Origin of the sequence: Thalassotalea sp. ND16A (assembly GCF_000764205.1) — a bacterium.
GTDB lineage: Bacteria > Pseudomonadota > Gammaproteobacteria > Enterobacterales > Alteromonadaceae > Thalassotalea_A.
The window spans coordinates 1-19,418 of record NZ_JQDZ01000114.1; the positions used below are offsets into that span (position 1 = coordinate 1).

15 protein-coding genes are annotated in these 19,418 nt (G+C 39.0%); 2 read left to right on the forward strand and 13 right to left on the reverse strand.

Going from position 1 to position 19,418, the window contains the following annotated elements; all coding sequences use genetic code 11:
- Positions 1-1,030: 1,030 nt before the first annotated feature.
- The 9 genes from cas6f to ND16A_RS02565 form a co-directional block, all read right to left on the reverse strand.
- Positions 1,031-1,618 (reverse strand): type I-F CRISPR-associated endoribonuclease Cas6/Csy4, encoded by a 588-nt coding sequence (gene cas6f / locus ND16A_RS02605; RefSeq protein WP_033079007.1) that lies wholly within the window; start codon positions 1,616-1,618, stop codon positions 1,031-1,033.
- A gap of 37 nt (positions 1,619-1,655) precedes the next feature.
- Positions 1,656-2,681 carry a type I-F CRISPR-associated protein Csy3 gene (csy3, locus tag ND16A_RS02600; protein WP_033079008.1) on the reverse strand — a complete coding sequence of 342 codons (1,026 nt, stop codon included), beginning with the start codon at positions 2,679-2,681 and terminating at the stop codon, positions 1,656-1,658.
- Between the two features lie 61 nt (positions 2,682-2,742).
- Positions 2,743-3,687 (reverse strand): type I-F CRISPR-associated protein Csy2, encoded by a 945-nt coding sequence (csy2, locus tag ND16A_RS02595; RefSeq protein ID WP_033079009.1) that lies wholly within the window; start codon positions 3,685-3,687, stop codon positions 2,743-2,745.
- Complete coding sequence (csy1, locus tag ND16A_RS02590; protein ID WP_033079010.1) at positions 3,684-4,940, reverse strand: type I-F CRISPR-associated protein Csy1; 1,257 nt, start codon at positions 4,938-4,940, stop codon at positions 3,684-3,686. The genes csy2 and csy1 overlap by 4 nt, the downstream gene beginning before the upstream one ends.
- Before the next feature lie 223 nt (positions 4,941-5,163).
- Positions 5,164-8,604 (reverse strand): type I-F CRISPR-associated helicase Cas3f, encoded by a 3,441-nt coding sequence (gene cas3f / locus ND16A_RS02585; protein WP_033079011.1) that lies wholly within the window; start codon positions 8,602-8,604, stop codon positions 5,164-5,166.
- Positions 8,605-8,611: 7 nt separating this feature from the next.
- Positions 8,612-8,980, reverse strand: coding sequence for a hypothetical protein (locus tag ND16A_RS02580; protein WP_033079012.1), 369 nt, complete (start codon positions 8,978-8,980; stop codon positions 8,612-8,614).
- The gene (gene cas1f / locus ND16A_RS02575; RefSeq protein WP_033079013.1) at positions 8,973-9,941 is read right to left on the reverse strand and encodes a type I-F CRISPR-associated endonuclease Cas1f; all 969 of its coding nucleotides are present in this window, start codon (positions 9,939-9,941) and stop codon (positions 8,973-8,975) included. The genes ND16A_RS02580 and cas1f overlap by 8 nt, the downstream gene beginning before the upstream one ends.
- 190 nt (positions 9,942-10,131) lie before the next feature.
- Positions 10,132-10,965 carry a WYL domain-containing protein gene (locus ND16A_RS02570; RefSeq protein ID WP_235282233.1) on the reverse strand — a complete coding sequence of 278 codons (834 nt, stop codon included), beginning with the start codon at positions 10,963-10,965 and terminating at the stop codon, positions 10,132-10,134.
- A 114-nt stretch (positions 10,966-11,079) separates the two neighbouring features.
- Positions 11,080-11,505 carry a GFA family protein gene (locus ND16A_RS02565; RefSeq protein WP_033079015.1) on the reverse strand — a complete coding sequence of 142 codons (426 nt, stop codon included), beginning with the start codon at positions 11,503-11,505 and terminating at the stop codon, positions 11,080-11,082.
- A 171-nt stretch (positions 11,506-11,676) separates the two neighbouring features.
- On the opposite strand from ND16A_RS02565, the gene ND16A_RS02560 reads away from it, so the two are divergent.
- Both ND16A_RS02560 and ND16A_RS21900 read left to right on the forward strand, forming a co-directional pair.
- Positions 11,677-12,321 (forward strand): ERCC4 domain-containing protein, encoded by a 645-nt coding sequence (locus tag ND16A_RS02560; RefSeq protein WP_033079016.1) that lies wholly within the window; start codon positions 11,677-11,679, stop codon positions 12,319-12,321.
- 81 nt (positions 12,322-12,402) lie between these two features.
- Positions 12,403-12,528 (forward strand): hypothetical protein, encoded by a 126-nt coding sequence (locus ND16A_RS21900; protein ID WP_268746321.1) that lies wholly within the window; start codon positions 12,403-12,405, stop codon positions 12,526-12,528.
- A 161-nt stretch (positions 12,529-12,689) separates the two neighbouring features.
- Here the strand turns inward: ND16A_RS21900 and sucD are convergent, their stop codons facing one another.
- From sucD to ND16A_RS02540, 4 genes are all read right to left on the reverse strand, one after another.
- The gene (gene sucD, locus ND16A_RS02555; protein ID WP_033079017.1) at positions 12,690-13,562 is read right to left on the reverse strand and encodes a succinate--CoA ligase subunit alpha; all 873 of its coding nucleotides are present in this window, start codon (positions 13,560-13,562) and stop codon (positions 12,690-12,692) included.
- Complete coding sequence (sucC, locus tag ND16A_RS02550) at positions 13,562-14,728, reverse strand: ADP-forming succinate--CoA ligase subunit beta (RefSeq protein ID WP_033079018.1); 1,167 nt, start codon at positions 14,726-14,728, stop codon at positions 13,562-13,564. Before sucC ends, sucD begins: the two co-directional genes overlap by 1 nt.
- Positions 14,729-14,974: 246 nt before the next feature.
- Complete coding sequence (gene odhB, locus ND16A_RS02545) at positions 14,975-16,462, reverse strand: 2-oxoglutarate dehydrogenase complex dihydrolipoyllysine-residue succinyltransferase (RefSeq protein ID WP_033079019.1); 1,488 nt, start codon at positions 16,460-16,462, stop codon at positions 14,975-14,977.
- Positions 16,463-16,484: 22 nt separating this feature from the next.
- A complete protein-coding gene (locus tag ND16A_RS02540; protein WP_033079020.1) occupies positions 16,485-19,283 on the reverse strand; it encodes a 2-oxoglutarate dehydrogenase E1 component in 2,799 nt (932 codons plus the stop codon).
- Positions 19,284-19,418: the final 135 nt, after the last annotated feature.

Sequence of the window (19,418 nt, forward strand, 5' to 3'; positions counted from 1 at the left end):
GAAAATCCTGAGCATTACCTCCCTTGGAACTACCAACAAAATCAAGAGATAACTCAGTCATAGACTGGGTTAGCGCCATTCTAAATAACTCAACTTGCCATGTCACACTATCCCGCCGTAAGCTCACAGTGAACCGGGACTGTCCCGACAAGTCCCACCAACAAAATTTCTAAGCTGCCTGTGCGGCAGTGAACAATGAAAAACAAACAAAAAAACAAGCAATAACAATTAACTAAATTAGTTTAGGAAATTTCACCTAAAATTTCAGCATATTTATAACTTATTGAAATTTATCCTAATTTTTAAAGAGCAATTTTATTGGTTTTTTTAGGTAAACCTGAATTATATAATAAAGTGACAATGAATTAACTAAGTTAAACAACTAACTAATAGCCCTTTGAACCTAAAAAGATATATCTACAGTACCCAATCTTCGTAGTTCAAACCAACAAAATGATTCAACTATTAGTTGTATGTTTAGGAGAAAATTTTTTACCAATGCAGCCGTAGCGCATTTCTACATAAGTAATAAGAGAGATTACAATACGATTTTGGTGAGCAGACACTTCATGCAACTTTTTCAAGACCGAAACAGGTTGCTTTCTCATGATAAAACTACAAATGCAGTATCTAACATATACGCTGTATTTACCATTCAAAACGATCTTCATCAGAAATAATGGTTGTACGTTCAGATAAAAAGCCATCCTCTGCCCTGCCATTTTCAGAAAATGACAACCATGAACGAAGGGCGCAATATTACAGTATCTCCTTTTTTGATTATTTCAAGTTCACTCACACCATATCTTTAGGGAGCCTAATGGATTGATTTTTTATCCTTTTTAAAAATTGAAACTGTTCTCATAAAACCTCCAACATGCTCGAAACATATGCTTGGCATATGTTAAAAATATAGGATAACTTGGGGCATATGTATATACCTATATTAAAAAGTCAACGCGAAGGTTTTAAACACGTCGAATTCGACGTATTTAAAACGACTTTTCTAAAACTCTTTAATTTGAGGACTTTAAAACCAAGGAACTGTTGCTGTGGTTTTACTCAACCCATAACAGTTAAACACACCGGTTTGAGGTTGATTACTCACTTCTTGTCCAATAAAGATCCTAAATTGTTCACCTTTTGACAAACTCTTAACATTAATAAATGGTAACTTAGTTTGTTCATCTTCAAAACTAGCATAATGCTGTAACGCCTGCTCAAACGTTTCATCATGCCTTTTAGCTCTGCGCCGTGCTAAACGTGAAAGGTTAGTGGTAAATTGTTTCCGGCTAAAACATGCATATTGACTCAACGATTCAGGCACGGTTTTTATTGAAGTAATATGCGTATGATCAGTAAAGCGTTTTAACCATTTAGTTATTGCTAGCTTTTCTAACAACGCTTGCGTTGGTGCAAATAAACGTATTTTATTCCCTAACGGAAATTCTTTATCTTTTTCACAATATTGCGGAAACGATAAAGCAATAGCTGATTTATTTTCATCTACTTTGTTTTCAGCTAATGCAATATGTACTTGCTGATAAACCTTAAACCAAATAAAACCTAAAGTGATTTCGTTATCTGGCAATAAGGTGATGTCGAGATAATATTTCATTTATCTTCCTTACTCATGTTTAAGAAATTAATATCACTTACTTATCACTTTCACCAAAAACACCACCTCGCACAAGAATCGCCATGACATAATGTTCATCTTCTATACGGTCAAGCTCTGTAGCACGCGCCCATTTATCGAAAAAGGTGTAAAAATCCTGTTTGTCTTTTGGCGTACGATACGCTTTACCTAAATTAGTTACAGCACCATAAGGTTCGATAGCAATTGGGCCTGCAGTTTTTTCAGCATCGTCAAATTCTGGATACCAAGTATCAATACTACGCAGTGCATTCCCTATTTTTTGAGAGTGCATGGCAGCAATATTTTTGACTGAATAAAGAATTTTACTCTTTTTACCTTTTCCTTTATCAAGCACTAACTCTTCACTTGGGTAAACGTCTTGTGCTTTACCTACTTGAACAAAACAGTTGATTTCTAACATTAAAAAATCATCTTCACTGGCAAGCGCTTTGGCGATACGATCACCTAACTCAATCACTTGAGCATCGTTACAATCAAAATGTTTAGTGCTAAATTGTGTCGCATCAAACGTCCAAGCCTGTTGTGCCTCTTTATTTAAGGCTTTTACTTGCACTTCAATATTTTCAGCGCCGACGCGGTTTCTCCATAAAAAACGGGCATTGGCAAGGTTAATTGCGTAACGTTTACCTAACTCTTTAAACCCTTCTTTACCAATATAATCACGTACTGCGCTGTTATAACTTTGCTTGAATAACACATTATTACAAGCAGATGGCTGTTGCACGCCACCCAGGACCTTTAAAGTAAAATGAAGTTTTAAGGTGTCCTGCTCTGGTGCTAATGCGCAGCTATCAACCGTTTGTAAATTGGCTTTTTCTACTTCAGAATTTAATTTAGCGGGGTCGTTTTTTATTGCCGCTTTTAAACGATTTGAAATAGTACCGCGCACTGACTTTTCAATTAATTGCAATGGCGTTACGTTATTACGGTTTTCCCATTGCGTGCCATACATATAACCATCTGACGGTACTAATTTTTTCTCAAATGCTAATACTGATGCGGTATCTTGATTTTTAGCCATGATAATTTCCTTTTAAAATATTTTAATGTGTAAGTTTTTATTCGAGCTTAAAAACGGTTTGTTAACAAAATAGCGCTGATAAAACATCTTCTGTTTCACTTTGTGCCGATTGTTGCTGTGTACATAGATATAAGTTGTTGCTATGCTCTGTTTGATAACGCCATAATATTTCATTTATTGATTTAATATTGTGAGGCATTTTAAATTCACCTAGCGTGACCACGCTTTCAGCAAAACGATGCGGTGTTTCTGGATCGCGTTGGTTCTTTGCCTCTCCAAGTTCCGTTAAACCATGAAATCCCGTGGCAATTGGCACTAACCAACCTTTACTTTTTCTAGCACTTGTCCAAGTAACCTTTTCTTCACCATTATTATTTTCTTCTTTTTTACATTGATGATGGAGTACCAAATATTCTAATAACGCATCCATTGCATCTTGCCCTTGTGTCATTGCTTCAAGCATCAAATCTCGACGCTCTATTAGTGCATAACCCGGCATTATTTTTCTAGTTAAAGTTTGAATATCACCTGTATTGCCATCTTCAACTTTAAAAAACTCAGGCGCTTTAAAGGTTAAAATATCCCCTCCTGCTATTTTCATATTAGCGTTAAGCAGGTGAGTGATTTTTTCTTGTACAAGAGCTTCATCATCTTTTTCAATGCCTGTATATTCAACGATTAACGAGATATCAAGATGACAACGCGCTTCTTCAATAAAAGCACTTCTTGAACCCGTTTTATCAAGTGGGTTGCCTGTACCTACAATTGACTGAACAAAGTCACCTACCCCTTTATGGGTTTGCAAGTCACACTGATGACTAATAACCGCAGTGGCAGTAAATTTAATATCGGAAAATCCATTAGCATTTAACGTTCGTTGCAAAGCATGGGTAGCACCAAGCCATGCTGTCATTGCAGGAAAGCCAATAGTATACGGACTAGAAAATGCATTTGCGTTATGCACAGTTAAGTGAGGGATTACTAATAATCGTTTTAAGTCGCTCATTTTAAAGACTCCCTATTTTGTTCAACAACGTTTGTAAATAGCGACAACTCTTGTTCACCTAGTTTTATTGCTTGTTTAGCTAATGTTTTTTCGTAACTACGAGTTATCCAGCGTGATATTTCATTTACCAACTTATCTAACCATTGCTCAGACTCTTCTCTTTGCACTGAAAAATCATCATGTAACCAAGTACGTTGATAACTAGGGAGTGAGGACGATTCTTGATGAAATTGAGCTTGTGAAACAGCTCGAACAGACCACATTTTTTCAATCAGCAAATCCATTATTTCTTGTAACCTACGATCACGGGCATCACGAATACTGATATTGTTATGGTCTGCTTGAAACAGTATATGCAAGGCTTTAAAAGTGTCGGTGTAGTCATATTTTTTAAATGACTCAACAAAGAAATCACTTTTGGGGAAATGAATGTTGCGTTTTTCAATACTTGGCGGTAATGATGATAATAGATGTGCTTTACCACCATTTTGATTGTTCAACACACTAATGTTTTGTGGTTTTGTTCCGCCATAGCCTATAGTTGTTAAGCCGTAAATTTCGCTATAACCTTGTTCGCTAAATTCATTTTTACGTTTTTTATCACGCAACTCTTTTACTTCATCAGAGAAACGTAACTTATCAAGTCGTGAACGCAATTGATAAACCATGCCTGAATTAGTTAAAAGTGACAGTTGGTGATATTCATTTTCAACAGGAAAATAAATTTGCTTTATTTTAGAGCTGGTAATATTTTCTGCTGAACTTTCTACCATAGCTAAAAAGCCCACTTTCAAGTTCTGATAGTTTTCAGATTTAATACTCAATAGTTTTGTTGCTAACTCGCTATCTTGTTGAATATGACTTAGCAAAGTAGTGCCATCAGACATGGTTAGTGTTAGAAATTTATAAACATCAAGTGCGGCAGCATTGCCCAATGCATCAGTCGCAACAGATACATTACCCGTTTTTAAAAAACCATCTTCAATGCGATCTACTTCTACCAATACAGACGAGACATAGCCATTTTTATTCTTTCTAGCGCTTGGGTGGCTAAAGGTACAGGGGTGAGTAGACATTGAAATTTGCCCCGCCCTCCTTGCTGCATTTGGTAACCATTCATTTAGTGAAAATTGTTGATCGCATGTTTGCTCTAGCTCCTTTACTTCATACTCTGGCATTGAGGGTTTAACATTTTTCTTTAACCATGCTTCTTTTCGTTCAGAGAAATAACTCTGTATTGCAGGATCTAGCATTTTTGCCTCCTTAAATTTGTTTACTAACTAAACAATAAAGTAAAAGCAACACAAACTCAACCTTATAATGATTAATTAAATTTATCGACATTTAATTGGTGCTTTTACTGCTACATTTTTTTATACTTTCTATACTGCCGCATAGGTAGCTTATAAATTATACTGATTGATTAAAATGTTCACTGCTGAACAAGCAGCTTCAAAGCCTGATTAGTCTAACTAATCAGGCTTTCTTTATTGGCATCAAACCAAATTGGTCGTTATATTCGTATTGTAAATTGTCTCGTTCAACAAAATTAATTTCACCATAGCTCAGTGACACGCTTTTGACTGTTATTAACCATGGCTCACTGATATACTGCGGCAGTAATTTTTGATAATTGCGGTCAAGCCATAGGTTTTGTTTTTCTTTCTCTGTTAACTGCATTCTAGTTATACTAAGTATGTTTTCTCGATTAACCACTTGGTTGTTAATATCAAGCAACGCCTTACCTGCTTCATCTTTTTGGGTGAAATAACAACAATCGTCACTTTCGTTATAAAACAGAAATAAATTAACGCTTTGCTCGCTTTTTCTAAAAGGTTTTAATATTTGCGGTAAGGCTGTTAAATACCATGTTTCGGCTAGATAACCTTGTAAGGTATTTGCCCCAATTTGGTTAAATTTTGACAATGTATTTTTAGTTACATGGTGCTCTAATGACGCAAGTATTTGTTCTTTAGGTTTTAATGGCACTTGTATTCGAGGAATAGCGGTTAAGTTATTTTTAAGCTCATTGTTATCGACTAGTTCAGTAATATTATGTGTTACAAGTGCTTTAGTAATTCCGTATTCATAACCAGGTCTGATAAAATATTTTTCTCCTTTTTTATCATTCCCTTTAAATGCTTTGATGTTGTATTGCATTAAACCTATATTTGCTTGTTCAACACCATCTGTTCGATGACGACGTACTCGCCCAGCCAATTGCACGATTGAGCGGTAAGAGGAAGGTTCAACAATTGCCCAGTCAAAATCGTGATCTCGCCCAACTTCTTCAACAGGGGTTGCCACTAAAATAAAAATAATATTTTGCACTACATTACTTGGGGAGTTGTTATTTTGGCTATGGTTACCTTGTTTAGCGTTATCAAGGTGATTACGGATAATAGGATTTGCAAAAGCTTGTTGTTCTTGCCCTTGTTTTTCTTTACGTTTTAATACCCCATCAAGATGTTTTTCTTGCTCATGGCGCAATAACAACACTTGTTGACTGTGATACGCCATTACTTTTACTTGGGTATTTTCTGGATAATCCGCTTGTAATAAGTATTTAGTAAGGTCAATACAGGGAGAAATATTGGCAACACGAACTACGCCAAAAGACACCTTGACATTCGTTTTTTCATCAACACTATAGTGCTGGTGATGCTTAATTAAAATGGCTTCTTTAACAGTAGAAAAATAATGTGTTAACTTAGCTTCTTCGCATAATTCACTTTTCTCACCGCCTACTTTTTCATTATCAAGCTTTGGTTCCGGTAATATTGGACAAGCAATTATTTCAGCTTTTCGTTTAGCTACTTGCTTCTTTAATTTAGCAACACGTTTATCAATAAAATCATCATGATGATGTTGGTATTGCACTAGTGCTTTATCGCTATCATTAACTTTAATTGAATGCACTGCACTATTAAATTCATCTATCCACGCACAACCGATTTCAGCTTTGGCTTCATCTCTACTGTTATTAAAAACTTGCCAACCTTTTTTATAAGCATTGAAATATCCTTGCGCCAAATCAGGTGGAATAGTGGCGGACGAAATCATCACTTTTCGCCCTAACATGCCGGCTAAGTGAATTAAGCGACCAATGGCAATTAAATCATTACCCGTAAAATCATCTATTTCATCAATAACAAGGTCTGATGACATTAATCGTAAACTAGGCAAAATATAACGCCCACCACGCTTAGTTTCAGTAGCTGCTATTATATGATCAATGGTACAAGCTAATACGGGGGCATATAAAAATTGTTTATCTTTATCGCAAGTTAACACCGTGCTTAAACCCTCTTCGGGTAACTCACATTCATATTCAATAAATTCATCTAACAAGGCTTGTTTAGATTCAGAGCCTAACACCTCTTCAGTAACTTCATCTTTTTCAATGAACTTCTGATTATGTAGCTCCGCAACGGCACGCGAACCGATTAAAACTGCTAAATTTTTCTTTGCCTCATCATCAGTTGAAAAAATTCTTTCACGATATTCATCACCTGTTTGTAAGGTTAATGTGCGTAAACCAAGGGCTAAAATATAACGTAAACTTTTACCATCAACCGATAATGCTCGAATCACTTTGGCGTTGGCAAAGGTTTTACCACAACCTGTACTTGCCAAGTTAACGGCAAAAAAACCGACTTCTTTTTTGTCCTGTTGTTTTTTCCAATTTATGATTTTGCTAACCGCTTTATCTTGCCATTTAAAACCATCAGGGCTTGGCTTTCTTAATACTTGAATATCGGTCGCTAACGGAGGCTCTTGTTCAAAAGCTGGCAATAAATGTGCTGTTTTTAACGCGCTTTGTGCCACCCCGACTAAATGTTCATCTAACTTTTGTTTAAAATCATTTGTTTCTCTATCAGTATTCGCAAATAATCCCGTGCTGTCTTGCCAATTTTTCGCCGCAGGTTGTGAAGAATAGGAATGATCGCCTAACATCAGGCATAAACGTGCATGATGTAATACCAAGCGGTAACTGCCATCTTGCATGGACGATTCAAGTAAAGGTAAATTGTTTATTAAGCTTTTCGACCAACGTTTCACTTGTTTTAACCATTCAGTTGATTGTGTTAATAAACCATTAGTGAATTCAAAACAGTTTTTTACACGTGTTTTATACTCTTGTTCATCATGTTTATTTTCATAACCCCATTCTTGAGTAATGCGTTTGAGTAATGCTTCTATATTCTCAGCCCCAACACCAAGCCATTCTCTCCTTGTTTCTTTTTGGCTATATGAAAAATTTGGTAGCCTATGATGAGAAACAATTAACCAAGAAAGTAATTTAGCGGCATCAGGTAACTGCTCTAATGGTGTTACCTTTTGCTCTTGAACAGTTTGTTTTAACTGAACCTCTGAAAAATCACCTTTAATTAAATCACACAACCATGATTCATCCGCTTTTGTACTAACTAACGCATTAAGCAATAGAACAGAGATCCATTCATGCCTTATCGGGTCACCTTTAAATTTGTTTTTACTATCAGGGCTTAACTTTTCTTGGAATAATTTAGAGGCCTTTCCCCAGTCATGAAATAACGCTGACATGGCCGTTAATGATTTTATTAATGGTAAGTATTTCCAGTCATTTTCAATTTCACTGCTCAATAGATTTTTTCTAGTACTATTAACCGGCACAATCCCCTCACTATTAAACTTTGCCTTATTCCCAACCACCCATAAAAACTGGCTACGTGATCTCGATCGTATCCAAAAACAACTCACCGCGGTGCTTTTGCTGGCGCTTTGGCGCAGCATTTTTTTCACGGTTTGTAAGCCGTCTTCGGTAATTAAGGTTTGCCAGGTGTTGTCGCCTATTCTGTTGGCAAAGGCGTCCAGCACTCGCCGGGTTTTCTTTAGCGCGTTTTTTTCACATTGTGAAATGAAGGTAACCATCATAGTTTTGCTATTTCACCTCTTCAGTTTGTTGCTCTATCGAAGAGATAACCCCTGATAACTCTATTGGCAGTACTTTTCTTAATTCATCTTTTTCATTGCTACATTGATACAAAGGATCACACTCATCCATCAAGCGTATCCTGACTATCTCATTTAACGGCACTATGGCTGTTTTTGAATCAATCCATAGATCGGCATAAATATGGTGATATTGTTGATTAATCTCTTGTGCTGCAATCATTATCATCCCCCCAAGTAATCGGGATCGATTCTTTCGTTTTAGCTCTGCCTCAAAGACATTGCCCGCCAGAAAGGTTAAACGTCCTTTTGAGAGGGTTAGGTGAATTTGATAGTCAGGACTGCGCCAACTAGTCATTGGTCTGCTCCTCACGCTCACCTTGCAAGGCAATTTCTTTAACCTGATCAAACATAAAATCTAGTGCTTTATTATCGGTAAAGGCTTGTAATACTTGTTGCCGAAACTCTTGTTCTGTTGCATTTTCTTTGGCGCAGATAAATGCCCATGGCAAGACAATGGCATCTTTGATTAAGTCGGCAATATCAAATACGAGTGCGCCCCTGCGAGTTTTTCCATGCATTACCGCAAAACTATGGGGAATGCCTAAAACCCAAAGAGTACATGCCGCTAATCCATAGGCTAAGTAATTACCATGATTTAAGAAATCATTGGCTTTATCGGTAGATTGATGTTGGCGGGTAAAGCCACTAGTTTTAGTCGCATTAGCTGCAAATTTATAAAGTGCTTTGGTAAGCTGGGCTTCGGTCAGTAATAAGTCAGACGGTTTGGTTGCAGTTGTCATGCGTTCGTCAAATCGTTGTAGGGCTTGTTTTATGCCGGAATCGTCGGTAGTAAAGCCTTCCGCTTTTAAATCTTTATCTTTACTCCAAACTTTATGGAGAAACTCAATTCGGGCCTGTTGAAAATGTTTAGCGGCAGCAAGGCGTTTACTTTCATCAAACCAAAAACTCATCCAACCTTGTAGATATTCTGTGGGCCGGTATTCACTTTGCGGGGTTAGCCATTCCACTTCATTGCCCATATAAAGTGGTGTGCCACCACCGCTACAAAAACCAATAAGTACACCCGCTTGTGCTAACATGCGCACCGCAGCTTGGGTAATTGATGTACCATTACCGAGCAGTAATACGGTAGTATTGGCAATAGGAATATTAAAATAGAGATTTTCTTTTTTTTGTTCCGTTAAATAAAGCACTCGTCCATCTTTTTGCATCACTCGGCAATATTCCAAATAATATAAATTCGCACGCTTGGAATGCAGTATTGCTTTTAAATCTGATGGTGATAAATTTTTCATATAATTAGATGTCGCTTAGCATGTTAATCTTGTGTTTTTTACGCTTGATATAATCGTTAAACAGAACAAAAATATCATTAATGACTTCGAACATTATTATTCTAAATCAACCGTTTGATGTTCAAACTAAAGCAATAATAATTAGACGCATTGCCATCATCAATACTGTATTTTTCAACACGTCAAGAAACTATAGGGGTATCGGCAAGTACATAGAAATGTTCTTACGGCTTTCCCGGCTGAGTACAATTTGTTGTTCTTCAGGAGTATTTTTATAGCTGTCGATATGCAACCGCCGCAGTAAATAATTCACAAAGGCGGCACGAATTGACATTATTTTTTGACCATCTGTCATTTGAAAATCCTGTTCTATCACCCGTTTTTGTTGCGGGTTTAACCTAGGGTCGGCTTCAATAACGACATCAACAAAAATGTTCCATTTTTCATCTTCATTTACGGTATTTTTTGCTTTACCTTCAAATACCGCATGCCCATTAAATCGCGATAAAGTGAAGTCTCTATACGCTTGTTTTTTGTTACAATAGGCGCGAACATGCCAGCGTAAACCGTCAAATATCAAGGTATGTGGCTGGATGATGCGATCGAGATAATCAGGGTTTGATAAAGAGATGTAACCAATATCAATCGCCAGTTTCTCTCTGATTGCACGCAATATTGGCCTAACTTGAATTGGATTAATATTTCTTAACGGTGCTTCCACTTCCAAAGCCCATACATCGACACCTTCAATAAAGCTATTATTGTTTGAAGAGATTGCCTCTAGATAATTTGAAAAATGATGACCATTTATTTTTTGATCAAATTCAGTTGTGGCAACAAAAGCCTTACTCGAAAGATCGTAACGTAAAAGTTGTGGAAATTGCTCGCGGTATTGTTTGAGTATGTGGCTGGCAGATTGACGGCTTAAGTTAAATTTTTTGGCGATATGAGAGGTGTTTATTTGCCCTTCCCAACTAACAACATTGTCGATAAAGGCAAATCTATTACTGGTTTCTTTTGTCATGTCCATATTCTAAAAAAACGTTCCTTATCCAATACAATTACATTAACTCGTTAAAAATACAATGGTTTATTAGATAAGTTCTAAGTAAATATATACCAAAATAATAGTTTAAAATTATTTATTTTCCTGTGTAGAGTCCCTGTATTGAAGGTATTGCGGCAACCCGTCATTTAATTTAAGCCAATTGACTTTAGTATCAGTATAAATATGGGCATCTGGGCTAATGTTAATATCATCATCAAATGCCGCTAAAGCAATTTCGATTGTGTTATCCTGGCTATTATAGGATGAGCAAAAGGTTAAGCTGGAGCCACAATGCTGGCAAAATTGACGAATGGTATTATTACTTGCTTGATAACTTTTCAGCAATGCTGCACCGCTAAGCCATTTGAAATTAGCCAGTTTAACATCGGCAAAGGTCGAAAATGCCGCGCCATGAAATTTTCGGCACATAGTGCAATGGCAATGGCCCACTAACGGCTCAAATTCAGTCACCGCAAAAGTAATTTTTCCGCATAAACAACTGCCGTGAAAACTCATGATTAACGCCTTTTAAAAACTTCATCTCCTTAAAGTGTATTTTTAATTTACTCACTGTCAAATTTAAAGAATGAAAAATTATTGCGTGCCCATGCAGTCGTTAATAGCTGAAAGCAAAATAGTATTAACTGACTATAATTAGATCGGATTTTCAATAACAAGGATTGTTAAATGAATAAAATCAACATCATTGCTGACGATCGTGAGCAAGCCAGTGGAGTTATATCCATCCTGGATACCAATCAAGAAGTTCAATTAGAAATTAAGCGTTTATCGCTTGGTGATTATCTGATTGATGACTGGTTACTTATCGAAAGAAAAACTATGGCTGATTTAGTTGCTTCAATTATTTCAGGAAGAATATTTCAACAAGCATCTCGTCTTGCAGAAAGTGATATTACTACCGCATTTATACTTGAAGGTCATACTCGAGATATTGATAACTATCATATCCATAGACATGCAATTTTAGGTGCGTTAGTCAGCATAGGCTTAATCTACGATATCACTATTTTACGCTCCGCCAGTAAAACCGAAACCACTAACTTGTTATTGTTTGCCGCGAAACAAAAGGCGAGCAGAAAAATAGAAACGTTACCGAGAATGGGCTATAAGCCGAAGCGACGTAAAAATAAACAGTTTTATATATTACAAGGTTTACCTAATATTGGCGCTACTTTGGCGAAACGGCTATTACTTCACTTTCCATCAGTTCACGCTGTTATTAATGCAAGTGCCGAAGAATTAACTCAAATAGAGGGAATTGGTATCAAAAAAGCAGAACAAATCTACGAGCTATTAAGAGTAAGTTATTAACGAGTATCTATCATCACATAAGTTCTAAGATTGACAATCTTTGAAGTTATGTGATGATAAAGATAATAACGGGAGTATGAGATGAATTTGAATTTAGGAAAAGATTTAGAAGATCTTAAAGCCGATATTGAAATAGGACTAAAACAAATAGAACAAGGGCAATTTGCCGATCTCAATTTCGAGGAGTTGCTCAGGGAAACAAATTAGTGGAAAACGCACATGGAAGGTATCGCTTGAAACTAAATGCACATCACTTATTGTCAGTTCCTTCATTCTTTAAGTAAAAAAAGGTCGCGCAAGCGACCTTTTTTTACTTAAAGAAGGTCGCGCAAGCGACCTTTTATCATCTAGATACGAAGTAGCTAGATTTACCAACCAGTTTTCTCTTTTAAAGCAGAACCGATTTCTGCTAGAGAGCGCACGGTTTTAACACCAGCAGCTTCTAAGGCAGCGAATTTCTCGTCAGCAGTACCTTTACCACCAGCGATGATTGCGCCAGCGTGACCCATACGCTTACCTTCTGGTGCAGTAACACCAGCAATGTAAGATACAACAGGCTTAGTAACGTTTGCTTTGATGTATTCCGCAGCTTCTTCTTCAGCAGTACCACCAATTTCACCAATCATTACGATTGCTTCAGTTTGTGGATCTTTTTCGAACATTTCTAAAACGTCGATGAAGTTAGTTCCTGGGATAGGGTCACCACCAATACCTACACAAGTAGATTGGCCAAAACCAGCATCAGTAGTTTGCTTAACGGCTTCGTACGTTAATGTACCAGAGCGAGAAACGATACCTACTTTACCAGGTAAGTGAATGTGACCTGGCATGATACCAATCTTAGTTTCGCCTGGAGTGATAACACCTGGACAGTTAGGACCGATCATACGAACGCCAGTTTGCTCAAGCTTAACTTTAACGTCAACCATATCTAAAGTTGGGATACCTTCAGTGATAGTAACGATAAGTTCGATGCCAGCATCGATAGCTTCTAAGATAGCATCTTTACAAAAAGGTGCTGGTACGTAGATCACAGATGCAGTTGCACCCGTTGCTTCAACAGCATCACGTACGGTGTTGAATACTGGTAAACCTAAGTGTTCTTGACCGCCTTTGCCAGGGGACACACCACCAACCATTTGCGTACCGTAAGCAATCGCTTGCTCAGAGTGGAAAGTACCTTGACCGCCAGTGAAACCTTGACAGATTACTTTAGTATCTTTGTTAATTAATACAGACATTATTTGCCCTCCGCAGCTGCAACAACTTTGTTTGCTGCGTCTGTTAATGATTCAGCAGCAATGATGTTTACATCAGAAGTTGCTAATACTGCACGACCCGCTTCAGCGTTTGTACCTTCTAAACGTACAACTACTGGAACTTCAACGCCTACTTCTTTAACAGCAGCGATGATACCTTCTGCGATCATGTCACAACGAACGATACCACCAAAGATGTTAACTAAAACAGCTTTAACGTTGTCGTCAGATAAAATGATTTTGAATGCTTCTGCAACACGTTCTTTGGTTGCACCGCCGCCAACATCTAGGAAGTTAGCTGGCTTACCGCCGTGTAAGTTAACGATATCCATAGTACCCATTGCAAGGCCGGCACCGTTAACCATACAACCAACGTTACCGTCTAGGGCTACGTAGTTAAGTTCCCACTGTGCAGCGTGTGCTTCACGCTCATCTTCTTGAGATGGATCGTGGAAAGCACGGATTTTTGGCTGACGGTATAACGCATTACCATCGATACCAATTTTACCGTCTAAACAGTGTAAGTTGCCTTCGTCAGTGATTACTAACGGGTTGATTTCTAATAATGCGAAATCGAAATCGTTGAACATTTTACCAAGACCCATGAAGATCTTAACAAATTGCTTCATTTGCGTTGGGTTTAAACCAAGTTTGAAACCTAATTCACGTGCTTGGTAAGCCTGAGGGCCTACTAGAGGGTCGATTTCAGCTTTGTGAATTAACTCAGGAGTTTCTTCAGCAACAGTTTCAATTTCAACACCACCTTCGGTAGAAGCCATGAATACTACTTTACGAGTACCACGGTCAACAACTGCACCTAGGTATAATTCGTTGGCAATATCAGTACAGCTTTCAACTAAGATTTTTGAAACCGGTTGACCGTTTGCATCTGTTTGGTAAGTAACTAAGTTTTTACCTAACCAGTGTTGTGCGAACTCTTTGATTTCTTCTTTCGTTTTAACTAGCTTAACACCGCCAGCCTTACCACGGCCACCAGCGTGAACCTGAGTTTTAACAACCCACATATCGCCGCCAATTTTGTCGGCAGCTTCTGCAGCTTCTTGAGGGGTATCGCAAGCGAATCCTTCAGAAACCGGTAAACCATACTCTGCGAATAATTGCTTCGCTTGATACTCATGCAAATTCATGGTGTTTCCCAATTACTATTTGAAATGGAGTTAATGTTTTCACCGTACATGGACAATTGAGTAAAAACACTAACGGGTTAAAATTTTGCGGTGATTATATAGATTTTGCCACTCTTATTAAAGCCCTTATGGGCAATTCATAGCTAATAACGACAAAACCAATAAAAAAGCCGCCTTAATGTAATATTAATGCGGCTGTTAATCACTATAACTTTAGTCTTAGACTAAAATAATAAAAATAGACGCTTAGATATCTAACAGTAAGCGTGCTGGATCTTCGAGCAACTCTTTAATGGTTACCAAGAAGCCAACAGATTCTTTACCATCAATTAATCGATGATCGTAAGACAGTGCCAAGTACATCATAGGTAAGATTTCAACTTTACCATTAACCGCCATCGGACGGTCCTGGATTTTATGCATCCCTAAAATTGCCGCTTGCGGTAAGTTTAAGATTGGCGTTGAAATTAATGAACCGAACACACCACCGTTAGTGATAGTGAAGTTGCCACCCATCATTTCATCCATGGTTAACTTGCCGTCACGACCTTTGATGGCTAAATCACGGATTCCGTTTTCAATACCAGCCATACCCAGTTGATCCGCATCACGTAATACTGGTGTTACCAGGCCACGTGGTGTTGATACCGCAATGCTGATATCAAAGAAGTTATGATAAACAATATCATCACCGTCAATTGAGGCGTTTACTGCCGGGAAGCGCTTAAGGGCTTCGGTTACCGCTTTCACGTAGAACGACATGAAACCTAAACGCGTATCATGAGTTTTCTCAAATAAATCTTTGTATTGCTTACGAAGATCCATAATTGGCTTCATGTTTACTTCGTTAAACGTTGTAAGCATGGCCGTTGAGTTTTTCGCTTCTAACAAACGATTGGCAATAGTTTTGCGTAAACGTGTCATTGGCACACGTTTTTGGCTACGCTCACCTTGAGCAACTACTGGAGCTGACGCTGGTGCGGCAGCTTTTGGAGCCGCTTTTGGCGCTTTAGCAGCGGCCAAATGGGCTTCTACGTCTTCTTTAGAGATGCGACCGCCTTTGCCTGTACCTTTAACTTGTGCAGCCGTTAAGCCACTTTCCGTTAATAAGCGACGTACCGAAGGAGAGGCAATGTCATCGCCTGCACTTTCTTCAACACTTGCCGCAGCAACTGGTGCAGAACTGGCACCGGCATTTAACTGACCAATGGTTTGATCGCCCAATACGGTATCGCCTTCGCCGTGGATAATTTTACCAATTACGCCATCATCGACAGCAACAACTTCTAATACCACTTTATCGGTTTCGATATCAACCAGGTTTTGATCGCGAGTAACCGCTTCACCTTCGCTTACATGCCAGGTTGAAACCGTAGCATCCGCAACCGACTCTGGTAATACCGGTACGTTAATATCAATCACTTTTGCGGCAGCGGTAGGTGCTGCGGCGGTTTCTGCTTTTGCAGGAGCTGCTGCGACGCCGGCTGCGGCGCCGGCTGCGGCGCCTACAGTACCAATTAATTGCTCACCTAAAACGGTTGCGCCTTCTTCTTCTGTAATCGCCGTGATCACACCGTCTTGTAATGCTTGTACTTCTAACACTACTTTGTCAGTTTCAATATCGACTAGTACTTGATCACGAGTAACAGTATCACCTACTTGAACGTGCCAAGTTGCAATTGTTGCGTCAGCAACCGACTCTGGTAAAACTGGAACCTTAATTTCAGTTGTCATTTTTATTCCTTAGAAAAATCTTTTATTTATTAAGCGCATCATTCACTAATGCTTGCTGTTCTTTCACATGCAAAGACATATAGCCACATGCAGGTGCCGCTGACGCTGTGCGACCGGCATAAGTCAAAGTTGAACCCTGTGGGATTGTGCTGCGGAAATGGTGTTGACTACAGTACCATGCACCCTGGTTTTGCGGTTCTTCTTGACACCAAACGAAATCTTTTGCGTTTGGATACAGTGCGAAAACGTCTTTCAATTCTGCTTCCGGGAATGGGTATAATTGTTCAATACGAACAATCGCCACGTCCTTTTGCTCATTCTTACGGCGCTGTTCCAGTAGTTCGTAATACACCTTACCACTACACATAACAACACGAGTCACGTCTTTGGCATTAAGTTCGTCGATTTCACCAATCACGTTGTGATACGTGCCGTCGGCCAGTTCTTCTAATGAAGAGACAGCAAGCGGGTGACGAAGTAATGATTTAGGTGACATTACAATTAATGGACGACGCATCGGACGTACCACCTGGCGACGCAACATATTAAATACTTGCGCCGGAGTTGATGGCACACATACTTGCATATTGTGATCCGCACATAATTGTAAGAATCGCTCTAAACGAGCCGATGAATGCTCAGGTCCCTGACCTTCATAACCATGCGGTAATAAAATGGTTAAGCCACATAAACGGCCCCACTTTTGCTCACCTGAGGAAATGAATTGATCGAACACCACTTGCGCACCGTTGGCGAAATCACCAAACTGCGCTTCCCAAATGGTTAAGCCACTTGGCTCTGCGGTAGTGTAACCATATTCAAAGGCTAATACGGCAACTTCCGATAATACTGAATCGTATACTTCAAAAGGTCCTTGCTCTTTAGATATGTGTTGTAAAGGCAGATAAGTAGAAGCATCGTCTTGATTATGCAATACCGAGTGACGGTGGAAGAAAGTACCACGACCAGCGTCTTGCCCGGTAATACGGACACGTTCACCCTGCTCAACAATGGCAGCATAAGCCAGGTTTTCAGCGAAGCCCCAGTCAAGCATCTTCTCACCGGCGGCCATTTTCTTACGATCGTCGTAAATTTTCTTAACCCGAGATTGCAACTTATGCTGTTCAGGGTAAGTGCTGATATTGACCGCTAACTCTTTCAATTTACTTACTGGAATTTGATGATCGTAGTCATCATCCCAGTCATGGCCAATGTATGGAGTCCAGTCAACAGAATGCTCTGTCATTGGGCGCCATTGTTCAACGGTACACTGACCTTCATCGAGTAACTTACGGTAGTACTCTACAAACTCTTTATTTTGTGCCGCCGTTATAGAACGTTCGGCATCTAATTGATCTGCATATAACTGACGCGGGGTTGGATGCTTTTTGATTTTTTGATACATCAATGGTTGCGTAGCGTTTGGCTCGTCGGCTTCGTTATGGCCGTGACGACGATAACAAACCAAATCGATAACCACATCACGCTTGAAAGTATTTCGATAATCAAGGGCGATTTGCGTTGCTAAAATTACCGCTTCTGGATCATCACCATTAACGTGCAATATCGGCGCCTGTACCATTTTCGCAATATCAGTACAATATTCTGTAGAACGGGTATCTTCTTGTTTAGACGTAGTAAAACCAACTTGATTGTTTACCACAATGCGAATCGTACCGCCAACTTTATAGGCACGTGCCTGTGACATGTTAAAGGTTTCTTGTACCACACCTTGACCAGCAATGGCAGAATCACCATGTATGGTAATGGGTAATACTAAATCACCTTTGTCGCAATCTCGTCTATCGAGACGGGCACGTACTGAGCCGATAACTACCGGATTGACAATCTCAAGATGAGACGGGTTAAACGCTAGCGCTAAATGCACGGCGCCACCTGGGGTAATGAAATCTGAAGAATAACCTTGGTGATACTTCACATCACCTGAGCCCATCTGTTCAACTTTACCGGCAAATTCGTCAAATAATTTGCTTGGGTTTTTACCCATTACGTTAACTAATACGTTTAAACGACCACGGTGAGCCATACCCAGTACCACTTCTTTAGTACCGTGCTCACCCGCGCGCGTAATTAGCTGTTTAAGCATTGGAATTAGGCTGTCGCCACCTTCCAGTGAGAAACGTTTAGCGCCAGGGAATTTCGCACCCAGGTATTTCTCCAGGCCATCGGCAGCAATCAAGTCTTTTAATAATTCAGTCTTTTGTTCAACACTGAAATTTGCTTGTGCTTGTACCGATTCAAGACGTTGCTGTAACCAGCGCTTTTCGGTCGTTGAGGTGATGTGCATGTATTCAGCACCAATCGAACCACAATAGGTTTTTTCTAAGGTTTTATAGATATCACCCAAACGCATAGATTCATGGCCTACGGCTAATGAACCGACGTTAAATTCTTTATCAAATTCTGATTTGGATAAATCGTGGTGTTGTAACTCTAGATCGCGAACACGTTCTCGCTGCCATAACCCTAGCGGGTCTAAACGAGCGTTTTGGTGACCACGGAAACGATACGCGTTGATAAGTTGTAGAACACGAACTTGCTTAGCATCTGCTTCAGAGCTAACCGCCACATGTTTTACCCCTTCTTTGGCTAATTGTCGAAATTCATCACGAACCACGGAGTGGTTGGTTTCAACTTCTACGCCTTCAACTTTCGGTAATTGATCAAAAACCTTGCGCCATTCATCTGCTACAGAATGAGCATTTTCAAGATATGATTCGTATAACTCTTCAATATATTCAGCGTTATTACCGCTGAAATGGGAAGACTCTAACCAAGCCTTCATTGCACCTTCGGGCATTGCTGGTTCCTATGTTTGGATAAAAGCAATTCAAGCCAATTACTTTAACAGTATCTAAATTTAAAGTGATCGGCATTACAAATGTAAAACTAAAATGCCGGACCGGGTAAATCAGAGTGCTATTTAAGCAATTGA

Coding starts and splice junctions, on each gene's coding strand:
- ND16A_RS02540 (WP_033079020.1), bottom strand. CDS start 19,283: ATGCCCGAAGGTGCAATGAAGGCTTGGTTAGAGTCTTCCCATTTCAGC.
- ND16A_RS02570 (WP_235282233.1), bottom strand. CDS start 10,965: ATGACAAAAGAAACCAGTAATAGATTTGCCTTTATCGACAATGTTGTT.
- ND16A_RS02565 (WP_033079015.1), bottom strand. CDS start 11,505: ATGAGTTTTCACGGCAGTTGTTTATGCGGAAAAATTACTTTTGCGGTG.
- cas6f (WP_033079007.1), bottom strand. CDS start 1,618: ATGAAATATTATCTCGACATCACCTTATTGCCAGATAACGAAATCACT.
- ND16A_RS21900 (WP_268746321.1), top strand. CDS start 12,403: ATGAATTTGAATTTAGGAAAAGATTTAGAAGATCTTAAAGCCGATATT.
- csy3 (WP_033079008.1), bottom strand. CDS start 2,681: ATGGCTAAAAATCAAGATACCGCATCAGTATTAGCATTTGAGAAAAAA.
- ND16A_RS02580 (WP_033079012.1), bottom strand. CDS start 8,980: ATGACTAGTTGGCGCAGTCCTGACTATCAAATTCACCTAACCCTCTCA.
- ND16A_RS02560 (WP_033079016.1), top strand. CDS start 11,677: ATGAATAAAATCAACATCATTGCTGACGATCGTGAGCAAGCCAGTGGA.
- cas3f (WP_033079011.1), bottom strand. CDS start 8,604: ATGATGGTTACCTTCATTTCACAATGTGAAAAAAACGCGCTAAAGAAA.
- cas1f (WP_033079013.1), bottom strand. CDS start 9,941: ATGAAAAATTTATCACCATCAGATTTAAAAGCAATACTGCATTCCAAG.
- sucD (WP_033079017.1), bottom strand. CDS start 13,562: ATGTCTGTATTAATTAACAAAGATACTAAAGTAATCTGTCAAGGTTTC.
- csy2 (WP_033079009.1), bottom strand. CDS start 3,687: ATGAGCGACTTAAAACGATTATTAGTAATCCCTCACTTAACTGTGCAT.
- odhB (WP_033079019.1), bottom strand. CDS start 16,462: ATGACAACTGAAATTAAGGTTCCAGTTTTACCAGAGTCGGTTGCTGAC.
- sucC (WP_033079018.1), bottom strand. CDS start 14,728: ATGAATTTGCATGAGTATCAAGCGAAGCAATTATTCGCAGAGTATGGT.
- csy1 (WP_033079010.1), bottom strand. CDS start 4,940: ATGCTAGATCCTGCAATACAGAGTTATTTCTCTGAACGAAAAGAAGCA.